Source organism: Marinoscillum pacificum, from assembly GCF_024714495.1.
Lineage (GTDB): Bacteria > Bacteroidota > Bacteroidia > Cytophagales > Cyclobacteriaceae > Marinoscillum > Marinoscillum pacificum.
The window spans coordinates 34,342-52,114 of the sequence record NZ_JAMZMJ010000018.1 but is presented as its reverse complement, the minus strand read 5'-3'; the positions used below and the strand labels follow the sequence as shown (position 1 = coordinate 52,114).

Here is a 17,773-nt window from a genome sequence, read left to right as displayed (position 1 = left end):
AAATGGGGTTACTTAACCACCTCAAACTCATCTAATACAGATTGATCTTCGGTGGCAATGGCTTTCCCTTTCAAAGTTTTGCCTTCTATTGCCACTTGAAGATAGGCCCAATCATGCACAGCATTAGCAACGAGATTCTCATGGCGACAATTCTCAGGATCTGGAGTATACACTTTTGGATCACTTCCTACTCCTCTCAGTTTTCCTCCACTACCAACAGTGATGCTAATGAATCCTTCTGGCGCGTTATAATGCACTTTGTCACCGATTTCAGATTCCAAAACAACACCTTCCGCACCCATTGGGTTTAGTCTCTCGTAAGTATGAGCGTGTCCGTTCAGCACCAAATCCACATCATACGTTTCAAATATTGGATACAAGGAAACAACTGCTTCATAATCCTCTTTGTAAGTACACGAATTGCCATTGTGATGCAGATAAACAATCTTCCAATCTTTGTCAGACACCGATTTAAGATCATTCTCCAACCAGGCCAACTGCTCGTCATAGAGATGCATTTCTCCATTTTTAGTATCGAGCGCTGTGAAATGCACATTGGCATAATCGAAACTATACCAATGCTCGTTGCCTGGCAATTTCCATTCTTGTGTATAATTACTATCTGGCTCATGCCAATCGTGATTTCCTAAAACCGGGTAAACGGGAATGAAAGGAAATACTTTATCAAAGTGCGTAAACAAATTCTTGTCGTAATCTTCACTCTTACCATCCGGATAAATGATATCTCCGAGTAGTAAACCAAAATCCATTTGATCCAACGCGGGCTTCAAGGCATGCGCTAATAAATCTGGAGTTCCTCCAGTTTCGATGGGCTCCCCGATATCGCCAACGGCAAAAAAGGTAAATACAGAATCAGATGAAGTTTTCTGAGATTGAAAAGTGTATTCATCTTTGAACTTCCATTCATGGTCTCCATTGAATATCTGGTAGGTAAATAATGAGTTATGAGGCAAATCTTTGAGAACTACTTCATGCTCCATATTTCCAACATTTGTAGATCGTGAGATTCCTTTTACTGTTTTCCAATCATGTTCGTTGCTCTTGTATTTCACATAAGCATCTTCCCCTTGATCCGTTCTCCAAAGGATGGTCAAACTGTCTCCGAAAGCACTTTGCTGATAAGGTTTGCGAATTAATGTTAATTCTGTCGTTTCAGGCTTGCTACAGGCTAAAGTCAAACCAATGAGTACGATCGCAAAAAGATGATTTTTCATAAGAACAAATTAAAAAAGGAGGCGGCACTGACACCACCTCCAAACGCAATTGATTGAGAGAATTATTGAATTTTTATTGAGCTAACCTCATCATTGAATCCATTCAGACAGCTTGTGCTTGATGTTTTCACCACAGAAGTACCTCCGAAATTGTCGTGCTGATAAAGTGTCACCGTATGACTTCCTTCTATTATCAACGAAGAAATATCATCGTTGCTAATTCCATAAGACTGTAATTGGCCTAAGGTATAACTACCCGGCTTTAAGCTTACGGCATAGCCCCCATAGCTACAATGCTGATAGAATGTTGCCACTCCTCCAGTTGAGCCGGAATAATCATTGTCTGTATAGATATGTGAGAAATTCCCTAATCCATCGAAGTAGTTATCCATAAGTTTGGCTGGATCTGTTGCCATTTCGCCACCTTGAACGATTCCATCATTTCCATCATTCCACGCCCATGGAGCATTGGCACCTCCGGTTTTGAAATCATCTCCTTTGAATCCACCATTCGCATCAAAAAATAAATCGGTGTTGAATCGCTGATCCCAAAGTCCACCAGCCTCGAAAATATCTACCAATTTGTATTCCACATAGGTGTCGTAATTATCTGCAGGCACTTCAGCATTTCCGGTCATCGATGGATAATAGATTACACCATCTCCATTGATATCGTTTTGTGGCCATGCCTTCAACCCATGTCCTTTTGCTTCCTGCGCTGTAACAGGTCTCATTAGGCCATTGAAATTTTGAAGCTGAAGTTTACCATCAATGTCTTGACTACCGTTAGACAAACCACTTCCAGAAACTGCATAAGAATAAAAATCAGAGTGACTTACCGTAACTGCTCCAAGTAATGAACCGTACTGCGAGCCATCTTTTTTAACAGTTAACAAAACACCTTCCAAATCATTTTCGTGTTGATCCAACGAATATAGGAATGGATTATCCGTCCAGTCTCTTGGATGGAAAAACGCATAGATGAGGAAGTAATGAGTACTGGTTTCTACAACTGAATAGAAAACATGCGCAGATAAAGCGTAATTATTGGTGTTATTCCAGTTATTAATTGCATTCCAGTCTCCATCATAATTGATAGCTGAAATGTAATCCGATTTACCACCTAACGCATAGGTACCTGTAGCATCTACATCCATGTAGTGAATTGGTGCCCATCGCTTAGCAATGTTTATTTGGGTGGAATTGGCAGCCATAGGCGCCGATGGTTCACTAGCCTCTAGCAATAGAGCCTCCTCACAAGAGAAAGTGGCCAATAGAGTCAAGACAATAAGCGTCCTACCCAAAAACGAGAGTTTTTTGAGATTTTTCATAAGTATAGTGAGTATAAAATTGGTTACTTAATGAGAGAGAAAGCCGCTCCCTGGAAGGAGCGGCTTAATTGTTGAACTATCAATTGTAATCTTTATTTTGAGTGAAGGCATCGCTCACATCCAACGTCTGCTGTGGAATCGGGAATACTCTTCTGTATGGCTCAGATGCTGGTTTAGCAGTATAAGCCAGATCAAATTTTCCAAAACGGATCATCTGAGGTCTTCTGTGCATTTCCCAGTACAACTCGTAACCTATTTCTTTGAAAAGAACCTCCTCGTCAAGAGAGGTAATAGCAGTACCTGGAACACTTCCGTAAAGTTCTTCACGAGTTCTGCTTGTCCTTAAGGTATTGATATCAGCCAAAGCCAAAGCTGTTTGTCCTTTTCTGAAATAAGCCTCAGCTCTCAAGGTATAAATACCGCCAAGTCTGTATAGCGGAATATCTACTTTAGAAGCACCATTTCCACTTTCTGGATCAAACTCGAATTTGAAAATTCTTACACCTTCATTGATCTGGTTTTGCTTGAAGATTGCTTCTGATGGATTGTCAAAATTCAACTCCGGAGTAAAATCCATCGGAGTGTCTGCGCTCTTTTCCATGAACAATGGCGATACTTCGATTCTGCCATCAGCTGTCATGATAAATCCTCCAGCTCCATCCAATATTGGACCGTACTGTTGTCCATGAAGGAATCCTCTATTGAAATGGAACCAAGCGTTTTCTGTACCTGGAACGAACTCATCTACAGGAACACTTCCAGTAGTACCATCATTCATGAACCATGTGCCGTCAGAATATTGATACTTTCTGCTGAAACGTGGATCATCCTGATTGCCGTCCCATGAGTGGAAAAACTCTGGAGTAGTACATGCTGCGTTAGTTCCTCTATTTCCTGGTGAAGGTCTTTGATTTCTAGCCTGACATACATACCCTAAATCATTGTCACCATTTCTGATTTGGTCTACCATTTGAACCACCGCAAAAATGTGCTCTGATCCACCTGCATTGCCAATGTTGAAATTTTGGAAATAGTTACTCTCCAAACTGAAAGTTCCCGAGTTGATCAACAAAGAGGTGTATTCAATTACCTTATCCATATCTGATTTACCAGCATCTAGAGAAGCTTCATTGAAATCAAATGCAGAAGAAGCATTGTAGCGATCTTTATATACTGCTCTGTTCAAGTACATTTCAGACAAGAGTGCATAAGCAGCTTCTTTCGTAAACCGCCCTGTATGTGTAGACTGTGTATTTAGGCTTGCCAAATCAGGAATCAATGACTCTACATTTGCAATGAGAATATCAATGGCCTCAGCAGCTTGTAAAACTTCCAATTCTGCATTCAAATCGAGTGGATCTCTATAAGGTGCCTGACCATACAGATCTAGCATTTGATACAAATAGAAATTTAATAAACCTCTTGATTCTGCTAAAAATAAAGCAGCTTCTGAATCATCACTATTTGAACTTGCATTGATTGCAGTTAAAGCCCTTGTCACTCCATTGGACAATCTATTCCAGTTATCCACAACTGCAGGTGTACTGGAAGTCCAGGTGAACTCATGCATAGCTCTCCATTTACCTCCATCACCCCAGTCACTTCCTCTTGTAGGCAAAAGCGCCACATCTGTAGTATATTCTTGCATCGCATGCATGCCACCATTATCTACAAAGGTGCCATCACCTAATCTGTCATAAGCAGCAGCCAACGTACTTGCAGGAGTCAAAGACTCTCCACCAAGTACTTCATCCAACACTTCTTCTTCCAGGTCAGTACACTGTGTGAAAACAAGTCCCGATACAAGCGTAAGCATCAGAACAATTCTATTTTTACTATTGAATTTCATATGAATAATGCTTTTATATCTTTTGAAGAGTTGTGATTATAATTTGATAGAAACACCCAACAAGAAAGTTCTTGACGTAGGATATCTTGGATAATCAATACCCAAAGACTGGTTTCCTCCAGAAGACTTAGGACTGTTGATCAAAGGATCGTAACCTGTGTAATCAGTGATGGTAAACAAATTTTGACCAGTCACATAAACACTTGCGCTACCTAACCAGGAGATTCCCTCAGTAGGAATGGTGTAACCCAACCTTGCACTGTTCAATCTTAAGAAGTTTGAGCTCTCCAGGTAATAAGTAGAAAGTTGTGGCGAGTTTGCTGCGTTAGCGCCAGACTCATAATAAGATGAAGCAACGTTTCTATCAGACTCAAGATTGTTGATGTTTAGTGCATTCAAACCAGTGTTGTTGATCAAATAACCACCACTCTGACCGATCAAAGAGAAAGTCAAATCAAAAGCACCATAAGTCATGCTACTATTGATACCATAAGAGAAAGTTGGCAAGGCACCTTCGATAATCACTCGGTCGTCATTAGAGATTACTCCATCGTCATTAGTGTCTTCAAATGTGTCAAACCCACTCTCATCAAAACCCGTATGCTTCAACAAGTAGAATGAACCTGCCGCATAACCACTCTTGTAAACGTTAGCCATTACACCAGACTGGCCTGGTCCTGAAATCACACCTGAGTAGATTTCTGATACCGGAAGGTTTTTGATTTCATTGTCCAGAGTAGCTCCGTTTACATCCAGATTCCACTTGAATTTGCCCTGGTTCACTACTTCAGAACCCAACATAAATTCGATACCCTGGTTTACGATTTCTCCATCAATATTCACCCACACATCCGCAGTAGGGCTCAATGGCTGAGAAGGAATATTCAGAATCGCATCGGTAGTCGTTTTGTTGTAATAATCTAACGTACCGTAAAGTTTTCCACTCCATAAGTTGAAGTCAATACCAAAGTCCAACTGAGTAGAAACTTCCCACTTCAAATCAGGGTTTGGAGTTCTGGTAACCGATAAACCATTGACCAATGCTAAATCATCGTACAAATAATAACCATCACCACCTGATAGTGAATAACTCGCCTGAGTAATTTTGTTCTGAACTTCCTGGTTACCAGTTTGTCCCCAGCTAGCACGCAATTTCAAGTTCTCCAAAGCAGGAATACTTTGCATAAATGCCTCATCAGAAATAGTCCATCCTGCCGCGAATGAAGGGAAATAACCGTATTTATTGTTTTCACCGAATCGTGTAGAACCATCAGCTCTCATAGAAGCTGTGAACAAGTAACGATCCTTAAATCCATAGTTCAAACGTCCGAAATAAGACTGCAACTCATTGACCTGAGCATAACCAGAAACACCTGACTGAAGACCTGCATAACCTGGATTGTACATTGGAGGAACGCCATCTTCCTGATCAGCGATATCCACTAATGCAAATGAAGTACCTGAACGGTCAAATTTCTGATAAGAGAATCCACCCAACAATGTGAAACCATGTCTTCCGAATAACTTATTGTAAGTCAAATAGTGCTCTAGCAAAGAGTTTTGAGACTCCAAATTGCTCTGAACGTATCTTCCAGTAGCATTCAAATCAGTTAGGTTCGGATAGATCGTTGTATTTCTCTCAGATACAGATCTGTCGATACCCACATTCAATTTGTATTCTAATCCTTCAATGATTCTAAAAGAGGCCTCCAGGTTGCTCAATACTCTGGTCGTACGTGTTTCATCTTCAAAAATGCTCAACAAATACGCTGGGTTGTAGTGAGCATTCATGTTGAAGTTAGTGTACTCCCCATCAGCATCTCGAAGCGGCCACGTTGGGTTGGCCATCAATGTATGGATGATCAACTGACCATTAGAACCTCCATCATCGCTGGTTGGCACACCTTTGTCCGTAATTTCACTAGCCGTTAAATGAAGCTTAACTTTCAATCTTTCATCATCCAGGAATGACTCAGATGCGTTAATACGACCTGTAGTTCTTGTCAGGCTACTGTTGTTCACAATACCTTCCTGATCCATTCTGCCTATCGAAACATAATAGCTTCCAGAGTTGGTACTCTTAGAGAATGACAAAGCATTGTTGTAAGTAATCGCTTGACGATAAATCTCATCTTGCCAATCAGTGTTTCCTCCATGGTCGTATACAGGATTATTGATCGCTTCTCTGTATTCGCTTGCAGATAACACATCAAGTTTCTTAGACAAGTTAGAAACACCCATGTAGCTATCCAGTGAAAGTGTTCCTTCACCTTTTTGTCCTTTTTTAGTGGTGATAATTACCACACCGTTTGAGCCTCTTGCTCCATAAATCGCTGTGGCAGAAGCATCTTTCAATACGTTGATCGACTCAATGTCACTTGTATTTAAGAAGTTCAATGGATTCTTAGCAGCAGACGAACCAAAACCAACATTGGATCCAGATGGACTGACGTCATCGTTAGTCAACGGCACACCATCCACTACGAAAAGAGGAGTACTTCCACTACGAATAGATCCAACACCTCTGATAGTCACATTCATTCCAGCACCTGGCTCTCCACTGGTAGCTACTACACGTACCCCGGCTACTTTACCTTGAATCAAGTTATCCGCAGATGTATTGATCCCTTGACGAAAATTCTCCTCAGATACCTGAGTCATGGAACCAGTCACATCCTCTACTGACTGATCACCATATCCGATTACAACCACCTCTTGAAGCGATTTAGTATCAGGCTTCATGGAAACAGAAACAGATGTTTGGCCAGCAGAAACAGATACTTCTTGTCTTTCATAGCCTACGAATGAGAAAACTAATGACTTAGCTCCATCAGGCATAACCAGTTTAAAACCTCCATCATAGTCGGTAATAGTTCCGTAAGATGTTCCTGGAACTACTACGGTTACTCCAATTAGAGCCTCTCCAGTTTCAGCATCCACTACTTTACCTGAGATTGGTTGCTCCTCTTCATCTTTCACCTCATCAATTACCTGGGGCTGAGCTGGAGCCTTTTTCACAACTATCAATCCATTGATTCTTCTGAATTCGAGACGTTGTGAATTAGCTATTTCCTGAAGAACTTCTTTCAAGTTTTCCGAGCTCTGGATTCTAACTCTTGCTTTTTCGTTTACCTCGCCTTTCACATAGAAAAACTTAAGCTCAGTTTGTGATTCAATAAGCGTAAATGCTTCTTTAACTGTTACTGCGCTGGACATTTCGTCCATTTTAATTTCTTCGAGTCCTTGACTCTTTAGCGTAGTGCTGGCAAACACCATGGTGATGCAGCAAAACTGAAGTATAATTCCGTACAACGCTTTTAATATTATTGAGTTGTATTGATTCTTTTTCATATATTTAAAAGTGTGTTTTAACATTTTTCGAGATTGTTGAGACATAAACTTATGACCTGAGACAAGTACCAGTTGTCTTTGGTCAAAACCTATTGGAAGCGCCTATATCCGGGCGCTTTCTTTTTTAAAAGCACTTTTGCATATCTGTCAGTTAGTTTGGTTCAATCAATTGCATCCTTTTCCGATTAGCTGTACTACTCGTCCATCGCCAAGTTGGTAGCTTAGTCCGGTAGCATAATTAATAGCTTCCAGTATGGTCCAGACAGATTCGTCATCAAACGAAGCAGTCAATACACACTTAGAAACCTGTTCTTTCTTATAGTCAAAAGCCACCCCGTATCTGCGTTCCAGTTTCTGCAATACGGAAGTCAATGGCTCCTCTTCAAATACATACAGTTTATCCTTCCAGCCCATGACTTCTGCTGGATCAAATGGCTCTATCACCACTCGTTTATTAATTCGATCAAATGCTGCCTGTTCTCCAGGGTTGAGAGCGACTTTATCCTCTGCCGTATCTTCTCCTACTAACACCTTACCTTCTAGCAAGGCCACCTCAAAAGCATTGGGATCTGAGTGATTGATATTGAATACCGTCCCAACCACTTTTACTGCATAACCGTCCATGTGAACAATAAATGGATGCTGTGGATCAGTAGATATATCAAAGTACCCTTCCCCGTTGAAGTATACTTCACGGTATTGCTCGTCAAATTTTTCTGGATACCTGATGGAAGAATTACCATTTAATACAATGGTGCTTCCTTCATGAAATGTGATCGTAGATGTTTGTCCAGGCTGTGTAGTTTTCTCTGTCCATACTACAGCCACAGCTTCATCTGTTTGTTGCTGGGAACTAAAGTTCAGCAACACTATTCCTGAAAGAATCAATAAAGTAATGACCGCTGCTATTCTGAGAAATTGACGTGGTTGAAAAGTATTTGATGATTTGGTAGATACACCCATATCAAAATCAGGTTCTACTTCTTGAATACCTGATATGATTTTTTGCCTGACCGAATGAATATTATATGTACTAGCTCCTACTTCGGATAACTGCTCGTCCCAATTATCTTTAATACTCTGATATTCCTGCTGCAAATTAGAATTGGCGACTATTTTCCATAGCTGCTCCAGCTCTTGATCAGTTGCAACTCCACACAGCTCCTTAGTTACCAGTTCGTAAAATTCTTTCTTCTTCATGATGCCTTCTAGCCTCCACTACTAAGACATCATTGGATGGGCCCGATTCCCAGTCGAACCTGTTACGGGTTTGTTATTTATATATTAACCAGTATAATCAGGAGGTAGGAAATATCTCGAATGTGAGAATTAATGAATTTCGAAGCTTGAGTTAAGTGATTACTGACCGTTTTAGAACTAATATTCAAGATGTCTGAAATTTCCTCCAAACTATAACCATGAATTCGCCTCATCCTAAACACATCTCTTTGCTGATCAGGCAGTTGATCCACTAGTTTATTTAATTCTTTCTCAGTTTCAGAATAGGAGATTTCAAGATCAGCATCCCATTGCTTATCAGATATCTCTTCACTCAAATCATCAATAGGAAAATGAGGTTGATAAGATTTCTTGATGAAATTCAGAGCTGTATTTCTAGTTGATTGAAACAAATAAGGCTTAATGTGTTGAATTTTGAGTTCTTTTCTTTTTAACCAAAGATTAACAAATACATCAGCCACTACTTCTTCCACCATACTACTGGACAAATTATACTTCCCAGCATATTGGCAAAGCCCTTGAAAATAGCGAGTAAATAATAGATCGAAAGCCCTCTGATCATCGTCTACACAAGATTGCCATAGCGATTCATCACTGGATAGGTTGATAGGATTCATAGTCATAGTAAGGTCTACCCGAATGTATCTCCAACTAGTATCCAGACCAACCAATTAGTATTAATCCTCTGTTATGATAACTTAACTATTAATTAGTACCGTTAAACGCTGTATTCCGGCAACTAGCAGGAATTCCCAGTTTTTGTCAATTTGTTCGGTAATATTTACTATTTTAATATTTAACTCTGAACGCAAGCTATGCCGTCAAGAAAATCTAGTTTGATTGATTCCAGCAGGTCTATGTCTCTTAGTATAGAGGCGCTTGCAAATATTGGAAGTTTTCAATGGGATGCTGAAACCGATCAATTAGAATGGTCTGAGCACCTCTATGAGATTTATGGATATGAGCCTTATTCAGTTCCATTATCATTTGATTTCTTCCTTAGTCATTTAGAAGGAGAAAATAGACAACAGTTCTTGAATGCACTTTATGCCAATACTGCAACAGGAACCGAATATCAATTTGAAGAATACATCACTAGAAAAGATGGAAGTAAGGCAATCCTACTTAGTTCAATCAAACCTGTATTAAACACACAAAACAAATTAATAAAGGTTTTAGGTGTTTGCAGAGATGTTACTGAGCTTAGAAAAAAAGACCAACAATTAATCAATCAAAAGGCTTTCTTTAGAAAGATTCTTGATGAATTGCCCGTTCATGTAACAGTAAAAGACCCAAACTTTAAATTCAAACTTCTAAATAAATCCTTCATCAAATCGTTGATCTCACCGGATATTGAGCTAAATGGTGATCAAGAATTGGATGGCCATAATATCCTTAGTGCTCCAATGGAAATTCAGGATCAAATGGAGCTGAAGGATCAAGAGGCGTTGAAGTCAGGAACAGAAGTCAAGTTTAATGCCTGGATACCTAATACCGATGGTGAAGACCGATTATATACCATTATAAAAAAAACGCTCGTTGATGAAAACAACGATGGACGGGATTTATTAACCGTAGGTTGGGACAGAACTGATGAATACAAACTAGAACAAGCTCTACGAGACAATGAAGAACGCTTATCTGTAGCCACAAATGGTGGTAAACTAGCCATTATAGATTGGGAATTAAAATCTGGAAAAGTTAAGGCCAATGATATCTATTTTGATATGATAGGAAAAAATAGAGCCAACTATGTTCCAAGTTTTGATGCTTTCAGTAATACCATTGTTTACCCAGATGATCGTGACTTGGTCATTGAAACAATGCAATGTATTTTCAAGGACAAACCAGAAACATACGAAGTAGAATATAGAGTCAACCACCCTGAGAAAGACTTTATTTGGCTATCTCATAAAGGGACTTTGATTCTAAAAGATGATGAGCCCTATCGCATAGTGGCTGTCCTGCAAGACATTACCTACCGAAAAAAGTACGAAGATGAAATAACCCGTTCTAATGAACGCTTAAACAATATCATCCAAACTGCACCTGGAGTGGTGTTTAGGTTCACTCCAGAAATCGGTATGCCTGCTCTCAGTTTAAGTCATCAAATCACCAAATTGACTGAATATACATCGGAAGACTTTTACCCTCATGGTGCGATAAAATTTGAAGAGTTAATCAATGAACATGATCGGTACATGAACCGTGAAATCATGATGAAGTCTATCAATCAAGACAAATCTGAATTCCAAAATAGTTTTAGAATTAAGACTAAATCCGGCACGGAAAAATGGATTTGGATGAAAGCTCAAATCACTAAAAGAGAAATTGATAATTTAGTTCTTGAAGGATTTCTTGTAGATATCACTGATCAGGTAAATGCAGAGGATCGAGTGATCTCCGCTGCACTGCAAGCAGAAGACAATCAGCGTCAACGCATTTCAGAAGAAATTCATGACGGTGTTCAACAAACACTTATATCTGCTTTGATGGGACTACAGCACCTGAGTGAAACAATCAAAGAAAAAGCGCCAGAAATAATGGGTCAATACCAAATGGCATTGAATACCCTAAAATCAGGTGTTGAAGAAACTCGTGGCATAGCACACTCTATTATGCCAAAGTCTATTGAGGACTTTGGACTTATCGAAACCATTGAGCAGGTAATAGATCAGTTGAACACCAATACCATTACCAACTTTACTTTTTATGAAAATTTAGGTGAAGAACGACTGAGCAGAAGCATTGAAATTTCATTATATCGAATATTTCAAGAAGCTATCACCAACATCAATAAACATGCAAATGCTAGTGAAGTAATAGTTCAAATCTCAAAATCTAAACATGTCATTCAAATGAACATCGAGGATAATGGAGACGGCTTTGATTATGGAAATATTGATCAGTTAAAAGTAGGTTTTGGTCTCGCTAGTATGAAAAGTAGAGCTGGTTCACTTTCAGGAATTGTAGAAATCTCATCTTCTCCAAATCAGGGTACTACCATTTGGGTAGAAGTACCTGTAAGCAATTAACTATCTAGCCACTGTTTGAATTTGGTGGCTTTTTCCGCGGATACCACTACCTCATCTTTACTTTTTGGTGTTACCTCGACCAGAAGTTTCCCTTTGTGGTACTTATGCACTGTATGAATCGCATCAAATGACACAATGAATTGGCGGTTAGCTCTATAAAATTTTGATGGATTCAGAACCGTCTCTAATTCATCCAAAGTCTGATCCATAAAATAGTTCCTACTCCCTTTGGTAGTCATGTGCACTACGCCGTTTCTGGTTTGAAAATAACTGATCTGATTCGTTTCAACAGCAATCATTTTATCTCCCAACTTAATAAGAAACCTACTTTTATACTCAACTGTATCCATGCGAATTTGCTTGACTACTTCATGCAAATCGGTAGAAGAACTAGTGAAGTGAGTTTTAAGGCCATTTAGTTTGACAAGGCTGTTTTTCAGGTCTTCAGATTTGATAGGCTTTAATAAATAATCCACAGAATTGACCTTAAAAGCCTTCAGCATATACTCATCAAATGCTGTAGTGAATATAACTGGACTCATTATTCTGACTTTTTCGAAAATCTCGAAACTGATGCCATCACTCAATTGGATATCCATAAAATAGAGATCCGGAGCTTCATGTTTACTAATCCAATTAACAGCCTCCTCAACACTGTCGAGGACCTCTACAATTTCTACATCGGGCTCCGCCTCTTCCAATATCTTCTGGAGTCGCCTGAATGCTGGTGCCTCATCTTCTATAATGACTACTTTTAGACCCATCTCAATTAATTCTCTTCGTTTTTCACGACTATTAAAGGCACAGAAACAATGAAGCTATTTGATGTCTCTATTACCTCAATGGTGGAATCACTGAGGTACTCGTACCGCTTCCTTATATTATCCAGACCTGTTTTGGTCGACTTATCCAGAACTTGCTTCAGCTTAAGGTTATTTCTTACCACTATACAGCCATCAGTAATATACACATCTACACTCAAGGGATGCGCCTTAGAAATGACATTATGCTTAATACTGTTCTCTATTAACATTTGTAAAGTCAGTGGAGCGATATGCATTTTCAAACATTTTTCTGGAATACTAAAATCCACATTTAAGTTTTCCGGAAAGCGGATTTTCAATAAATAGAGATAATCTTTAACAAATTGAAGTTCTTCATTAAGTGTTACCAACTCCCGCTGCTTGTTCTGTAAAATGTATCTGTATACATCCGAAAGCTTCTCAGTAAATTCCAGAGCTAAGTCTTGATTTTCTGCAATTAGAGTCGTCAACGTATTCAGGCTGTTAAACAGAAAGTGAGGGCTCATTTGATTCTGTAATACTTCAAACTGTGTTCGTATCTGCTGATTTTTCAACTCTTCATTTTGCCTTATTGCATCTTTCCACTTTTCAAAAAAGAACACAGTCTCATACATGGTCCCAACCATAATGGCAATGACCAGATTCAAGACCAAATATTCTGTATAAATACCCAAGGTGCATACTGCCTTCAGATCAATAACACCCAGTAGAAGTTTAATGGGCACACCACCTACTGTCATCCAAATAAACAAAACGACATAAGTAATTATCAACCGGAGAAAGGTTTTTGAGATCTCAGGATAAAGCTTTCTGAACATCATGAAAATCAAGTAGGCTCCATTCCAATAGACAGCAGTAAACAACCACGAAACTCCATACCTATACCAATACGGAATATCTCCCTCGTGGCCCTCATCAAAAAATGTAACGATAAAAGCAACTATGAAAATACCTACCCAACGAACGTATCGCTCCTTTAAAAATCTCATTGAGATAAAACTAATCGAATTTTTTATGCTGTATGATGAAAGTATAGTCAAACCCATAATTCGAAGCCTGAAGTAGGAAAATCACTCCTCGAAACCCATAATCTCGCATTAAAGTGGATTCATCCGCTTCAAGCATTAAGATTCAACTTTGAACTCGACTATTACTCAGTTCACCTTTTTAAGTATTTCGGCTCGCTCACACTCCTCGTAATTTCATTGCAGTAATCAATCTCAATGACCATGACTAAACATTCTAAGAACCAAACATTGAAAATTTTATTAGGAATATTTCTGGCATTCATTTCACTAATTAGCAGTGCACAAACCCAGGTAATAAAAGGACGGATAATTGATGCTCAATCAGAATATCCGCTCATTGGAGCCACCATTCTTATTATTGATAGCGACCCTGTAATTGGAGCTGTTACTGATTTAGAAGGAAGGTTCAGAATAGAAAATGTACCCGTTGGAAGACAAAACTTTGGAGCGCAATACATTGGTTACAAAAGCATTTCGTTACCCAACATTCTAGTAACCTCAGGGAAGGAAGTAGTTCTTGAGGTCAAACTGGAAGAATCAGTTGAAAATCTGGAAGCTGTGGTCATAACGGCCGACGCTAATAAAGATATGCCTATCAACGAAATGGCCAAAGTGAGCGCTCGAACCTTCAGTTTAGAAGAAACAACCAGATTCTCAGGAGGCAGAAATGATGTTGCTCGACTAGCAACTTCTTTCGCTGGAGTAAGTGCACCTAATGATAGCAGAAATGATATTGTTGTGCGGGGCAATAGTCCAACCGGCTTATTATGGAGAATTGAAGGCATTCCTGTGGCAACTACCAATCACTTCGCTACACTTGGAGTGACAGGCGGACCGGTCAATGCGCTAAACACAAATCTGCTACGCACTTCTGATTTTCTAACTGGCGCATTTCCTGCTGAATATGGCAATGCGAATGCCGCAGTTTTCGACATCAATTTCAGAAATGGTAATACGGATAAATATGAATTTACCGGGCAAATGAGCGCCTACTCTGGAGTGGAATTTTTAGCTGAAGGACCTATTAGTAGAAAGAACAACTCTTCTTTTGTAGCCTCTTACAGATACGGCATTGCAAGTCTTGCCGCTACCGGAACAAGTGCTATCCCCTATTATCAAGACTTTTCATTCAAAGTCAACCTTGGAAACTCCAAAATCGGAAAGTTCGAATTATTCGGATTGGCTGGATTAAGTAGCATCAATTTTAAAGGTGAAGATGTTGATGAAGGAGACTTATTCGCCAACCCAGCAACAGACTCCTATATAGACAACAGATTGGGTGTTCTCGGCCTGACACATCTAGTTAGAATCAATCCATCCACATTCATTAAGTCATCCATTGGGTGGTCCACAACTCAAAACGATTACCAACAAGACAACTTAATAAGAGATGAAAACGAAGTAATCATCAATAAATACCTGGCAACAAGTGTAGATAATAAGGAGTTTCGATACACACTCAACTCAGCCGTCACTAAAAAATTCAATGCTAAATGGAATATGAAAGCTGGATATTTAGGAGAACTGTACAATGCTAAATTCAACACAGAGGATCGTAACAACCGAACTGACATTCCTGACGCCAACCAAGACAGCATTCCAGATTATTTCCTAACTGTTACAGACGTCAATGACACCTACATGTTACACCAGCTATATGGTCAGGTGGAAAACAACATCACAGACAAACTAAGCATGACTGCCGGGTTACACGGCCAATATTTTGACCTAAATGATCATGCAAGCATTGAGCCAAGAGCTGGTATTAGCTACCAAATCACTTCAAATCAAAGAATAAGCTTTGCTTACGGTCTCCATTCTCAAATGATCCCTGCTCCAATTCTCTTTTTAGAAACTCCATTAGATAATGGGAGTTACCGTCGAACCAATGAAAATCTTGATTTCATGAAAAGCCATCACTTTATTGCTGGGTATGACAAAAGCTTCGGAACAGACTGGAGAATAAAAGCTGAGGTGTATTACCAAAGCCTATTCAACTTACCTGTAGAAAACACATCAAGTTCCTATTCCATAATCAACGAGGGTGCAGATTTTGTCTACAACGAACGCTCTAACCTTGTCAATGAAGGTACTGGAACCAATTACGGAATAGAATTAACCCTGGAAAAATTCTTTAGCCACGACTATTATCTGTTGTTTACCTCCTCAATTTATAATTCAAAATATGAAGGAAGTGATGGAGTAACTAGAAGTACTGCTTTTGACAACAATTATGTGATCAATGTATTGGCGGGTAAAGAATGGAAATTTGGAAAAGACTCTCAGCATGCCTGGACCTTTGATACCAAATTCACTACAAGTGGAGGAAAACCGTACACACCTGTTGATATTGCCGCAACCAGGGCCAATGGAGGTAGAGAAGTTAGGTTTGAAGAAATAGCTTTCAGCGAAAACTACGAGGACTATATACGATGGGATCTTAAATTTGGAATTCGATTGAACAGTTCTAGGAAGAACATTTCGCATCAATTCTTTGTAGATCTACAAAATGTAACTAACCGTAAAAACGAATTTGTAAGAAGGTACAATGAAGTCACCGATGAAATCAATTCTGTAAAACAAATCGGTTTTTTTCCAGACGTGATGTACAGAATACAGTTTTAAAAATGTTCCTATAGTGCCTCTCCAGTAGGCACTATACCATTCCACCACTTATTTAGGAGTTCAGCAAGTTGATCTTTAGATATAGGCTTAGACATAAAATCATTCATTCCTGCCTGAATACATTCATCTTGATCTTGCTGCATTACACTAGCAGTAAGAGCAATGATTACTGGTTTATCTCCATGCGCAGCGCGAATATCCCTAGTGACCTCCAGACCATCTTTACCAGGCATATTCACATCCATCAGTACTAAGTCAAAAGCAGTCTCCTGGCCCTTAAGCGAGGCTTCAGCTCCATCCTTGGCCAATGCTATCTCAAAACCAAGCTTTTTAAATATTTTGCCCATGACCATTTGGTTCACCAAATTGTCTTCAGCAACTAAAATCTTTAATTCTGATGGAGTCATTCTCTAAGGTTGTGGCACATAAAATCGGTGGAAGTGCCTGCGTTGATGTGACACAAAGGTACTACATGAATACAGAATTCAAAACCCGCTCATCAAACTCTCTGTATTCCAGATCATTACAAATTATTCCCGTTCATGGAGTTATTTAAATATTAAGGGTACATTGTTTTAATAAAAACATTCTATTTATTTCTTTTGCAAGTCCATCAGCCTATGACATCATGAAAAAAATAATAGTTGCAGCATTTTTAATGTTTGTAACAGGATTTTCAGTTAGTGCACAAGAGGACAATAGTCCAGTATTACGAGTATATAGTAACGATCTCGAAAAAATCTACACCGTGTTTTTCGGTGATGTAATCGACAGAGAAGTCACAGTTACCCTTGAAGACAAAAGAGGAACCAAACTAATTAAAGAGACTATTTCTGGCAAAGGATTCTCTAAACCTTACGGCTTATCAAGCTTGGCTCTAGGAGATTATGTATTCACTGTCAAATATGATAATGAAGAATATGAATTTCCAATCACGCTGAAATCTGAAAAAGAAATTTTAGCGGGAAATGTAACCATAGAAGCAGATTATCCTACACTACGGGTAAATGTGACCAAATACAACATGGTTCCTACCAACATTATGATATTTGATATGAAAGACATTCTATTGAAAATCTTTTATTGGGAACCAAGTGAATCTATGATGACCAGAGAAGTAGATCTTGCTCAATTTGATGGATACGAGGTACGGGTTCACATCGAACAGAACAAAGAAACAATGCTGGAACAACTAGTTCCTCTATATTAAGATCAGTGGGAAAAACATCAGTAACCCCAATCAGCAAGCCGCTTCCATCAGGGAAGTGGCTTTTTTT

12 protein-coding genes are annotated in these 17,773 nt (G+C 39.2%); 3 read left to right on the top strand and 9 right to left on the bottom strand.

The genetic code is table 11. The annotated features are described in order from the left end of the window. Nucleotides 1–8 precede the first annotated feature (8 nt). From NXS00_RS24895 to NXS00_RS24870, 6 genes are all read right to left on the bottom strand, one after another. Entirely contained in the window at nt 9–1,235 is a 1,227-nt protein-coding gene (locus tag NXS00_RS24895) for a purple acid phosphatase family protein (RefSeq protein WP_258102004.1), read from the bottom strand. A gap of 62 nt (nt 1,236–1,297) precedes the next feature. After that, nucleotides 1,298–2,566, bottom strand: coding sequence for a beta/gamma crystallin family protein (locus NXS00_RS24890; protein ID WP_258102003.1), 1,269 nt, complete (start codon nt 2,564–2,566; stop codon nt 1,298–1,300). Between the two features lie 79 nt (nt 2,567–2,645). Next, nucleotides 2,646–4,415, bottom strand: coding sequence for a RagB/SusD family nutrient uptake outer membrane protein (locus tag NXS00_RS24885; protein WP_258102002.1), 1,770 nt, complete (start codon nt 4,413–4,415; stop codon nt 2,646–2,648). Between the two features lie 36 nt (nt 4,416–4,451). Then, complete coding sequence (locus NXS00_RS24880) at nt 4,452–7,766, bottom strand: SusC/RagA family TonB-linked outer membrane protein (protein WP_258102001.1); 3,315 nt, start codon at nt 7,764–7,766, stop codon at nt 4,452–4,454. 165 nt (nt 7,767–7,931) lie between these two features. Further along, the gene (locus NXS00_RS24875) at nt 7,932–8,966 is read right to left on the bottom strand and encodes a FecR family protein (protein WP_258102000.1); all 1,035 of its coding nucleotides are present in this window, start codon (nt 8,964–8,966) and stop codon (nt 7,932–7,934) included. A 77-nt stretch (nt 8,967–9,043) separates the two neighbouring features. Continuing rightward, nucleotides 9,044–9,622, bottom strand: coding sequence for an RNA polymerase sigma factor (locus NXS00_RS24870; protein WP_258101999.1), 579 nt, complete (start codon nt 9,620–9,622; stop codon nt 9,044–9,046). Nucleotides 9,623–9,820: 198 nt separating this feature from the next. On the opposite strand from NXS00_RS24870, the gene NXS00_RS24865 reads away from it, so the two are divergent. Continuing rightward, nucleotides 9,821–12,040 carry a PAS domain-containing protein gene (locus NXS00_RS24865; protein WP_258101998.1) on the top strand — a complete coding sequence of 740 codons (2,220 nt, stop codon included), beginning with the start codon at nt 9,821–9,823 and terminating at the stop codon, nt 12,038–12,040. Here the strand turns inward: NXS00_RS24865 and NXS00_RS24860 are convergent. Together NXS00_RS24860 and NXS00_RS24855 are read right to left on the bottom strand one after the other, a co-directional pair. Continuing rightward, entirely contained in the window at nt 12,037–12,804 is a 768-nt protein-coding gene (locus NXS00_RS24860) for a LytR/AlgR family response regulator transcription factor (protein WP_258101997.1), read from the bottom strand. The two genes, NXS00_RS24865 and NXS00_RS24860, sit on opposite strands and share 4 nt — an antisense overlap. Nucleotides 12,805–12,809: 5 nt before the next feature. Beyond that, on the bottom strand, nt 12,810–13,832 hold the full coding sequence (locus NXS00_RS24855) for a sensor histidine kinase (protein WP_258101996.1): 1,023 nt from the start codon (nt 13,830–13,832) through the stop codon (nt 12,810–12,812). A gap of 240 nt (nt 13,833–14,072) precedes the next feature. Between NXS00_RS24855 and NXS00_RS24850 the strand changes: the two genes are divergently transcribed. Then, nucleotides 14,073–16,496, top strand: a complete 2,424-nt coding sequence (locus NXS00_RS24850; RefSeq protein ID WP_258101995.1) for a TonB-dependent receptor — start codon at nt 14,073–14,075, stop codon at nt 16,494–16,496. Nucleotides 16,497–16,504: 8 nt separating this feature from the next. On the opposite strand, the gene NXS00_RS24845 is transcribed toward NXS00_RS24850, so the two are convergent. Then, nucleotides 16,505–16,903: a response regulator gene (locus NXS00_RS24845; protein WP_258101994.1), complete on the bottom strand. Its 399-nt coding sequence runs from the start codon at nt 16,901–16,903 to the stop codon at nt 16,505–16,507. A 221-nt stretch (nt 16,904–17,124) separates the two neighbouring features. Between NXS00_RS24845 and NXS00_RS24840 the strand changes: the two genes are divergently transcribed. Next, on the top strand, nt 17,125–17,706 hold the full coding sequence (locus NXS00_RS24840; protein ID WP_258101993.1) for a hypothetical protein: 582 nt from the start codon (nt 17,125–17,127) through the stop codon (nt 17,704–17,706). Nucleotides 17,707–17,773 lie beyond the last annotated feature (67 nt).

Coding starts and splice junctions, on each gene's coding strand:
- NXS00_RS24895 (WP_258102004.1), bottom strand. CDS start 1,235: ATGAAAAATCATCTTTTTGCGATCGTACTCATTGGTTTGACTTTAGCC.
- NXS00_RS24890 (WP_258102003.1), bottom strand. CDS start 2,566: ATGAAAAATCTCAAAAAACTCTCGTTTTTGGGTAGGACGCTTATTGTC.
- NXS00_RS24885 (WP_258102002.1), bottom strand. CDS start 4,415: ATGAAATTCAATAGTAAAAATAGAATTGTTCTGATGCTTACGCTTGTA.
- NXS00_RS24880 (WP_258102001.1), bottom strand. CDS start 7,766: ATGAAAAAGAATCAATACAACTCAATAATATTAAAAGCGTTGTACGGA.
- NXS00_RS24875 (WP_258102000.1), bottom strand. CDS start 8,966: ATGAAGAAGAAAGAATTTTACGAACTGGTAACTAAGGAGCTGTGTGGA.
- NXS00_RS24870 (WP_258101999.1), bottom strand. CDS start 9,622: ATGAATCCTATCAACCTATCCAGTGATGAATCGCTATGGCAATCTTGT.
- NXS00_RS24865 (WP_258101998.1), top strand. CDS start 9,821: ATGCCGTCAAGAAAATCTAGTTTGATTGATTCCAGCAGGTCTATGTCT.
- NXS00_RS24860 (WP_258101997.1), bottom strand. CDS start 12,804: ATGGGTCTAAAAGTAGTCATTATAGAAGATGAGGCACCAGCATTCAGG.
- NXS00_RS24855 (WP_258101996.1), bottom strand. CDS start 13,832: ATGAGATTTTTAAAGGAGCGATACGTTCGTTGGGTAGGTATTTTCATA.
- NXS00_RS24850 (WP_258101995.1), top strand. CDS start 14,073: ATGACTAAACATTCTAAGAACCAAACATTGAAAATTTTATTAGGAATA.
- NXS00_RS24845 (WP_258101994.1), bottom strand. CDS start 16,903: ATGACTCCATCAGAATTAAAGATTTTAGTTGCTGAAGACAATTTGGTG.
- NXS00_RS24840 (WP_258101993.1), top strand. CDS start 17,125: ATGAAAAAAATAATAGTTGCAGCATTTTTAATGTTTGTAACAGGATTT.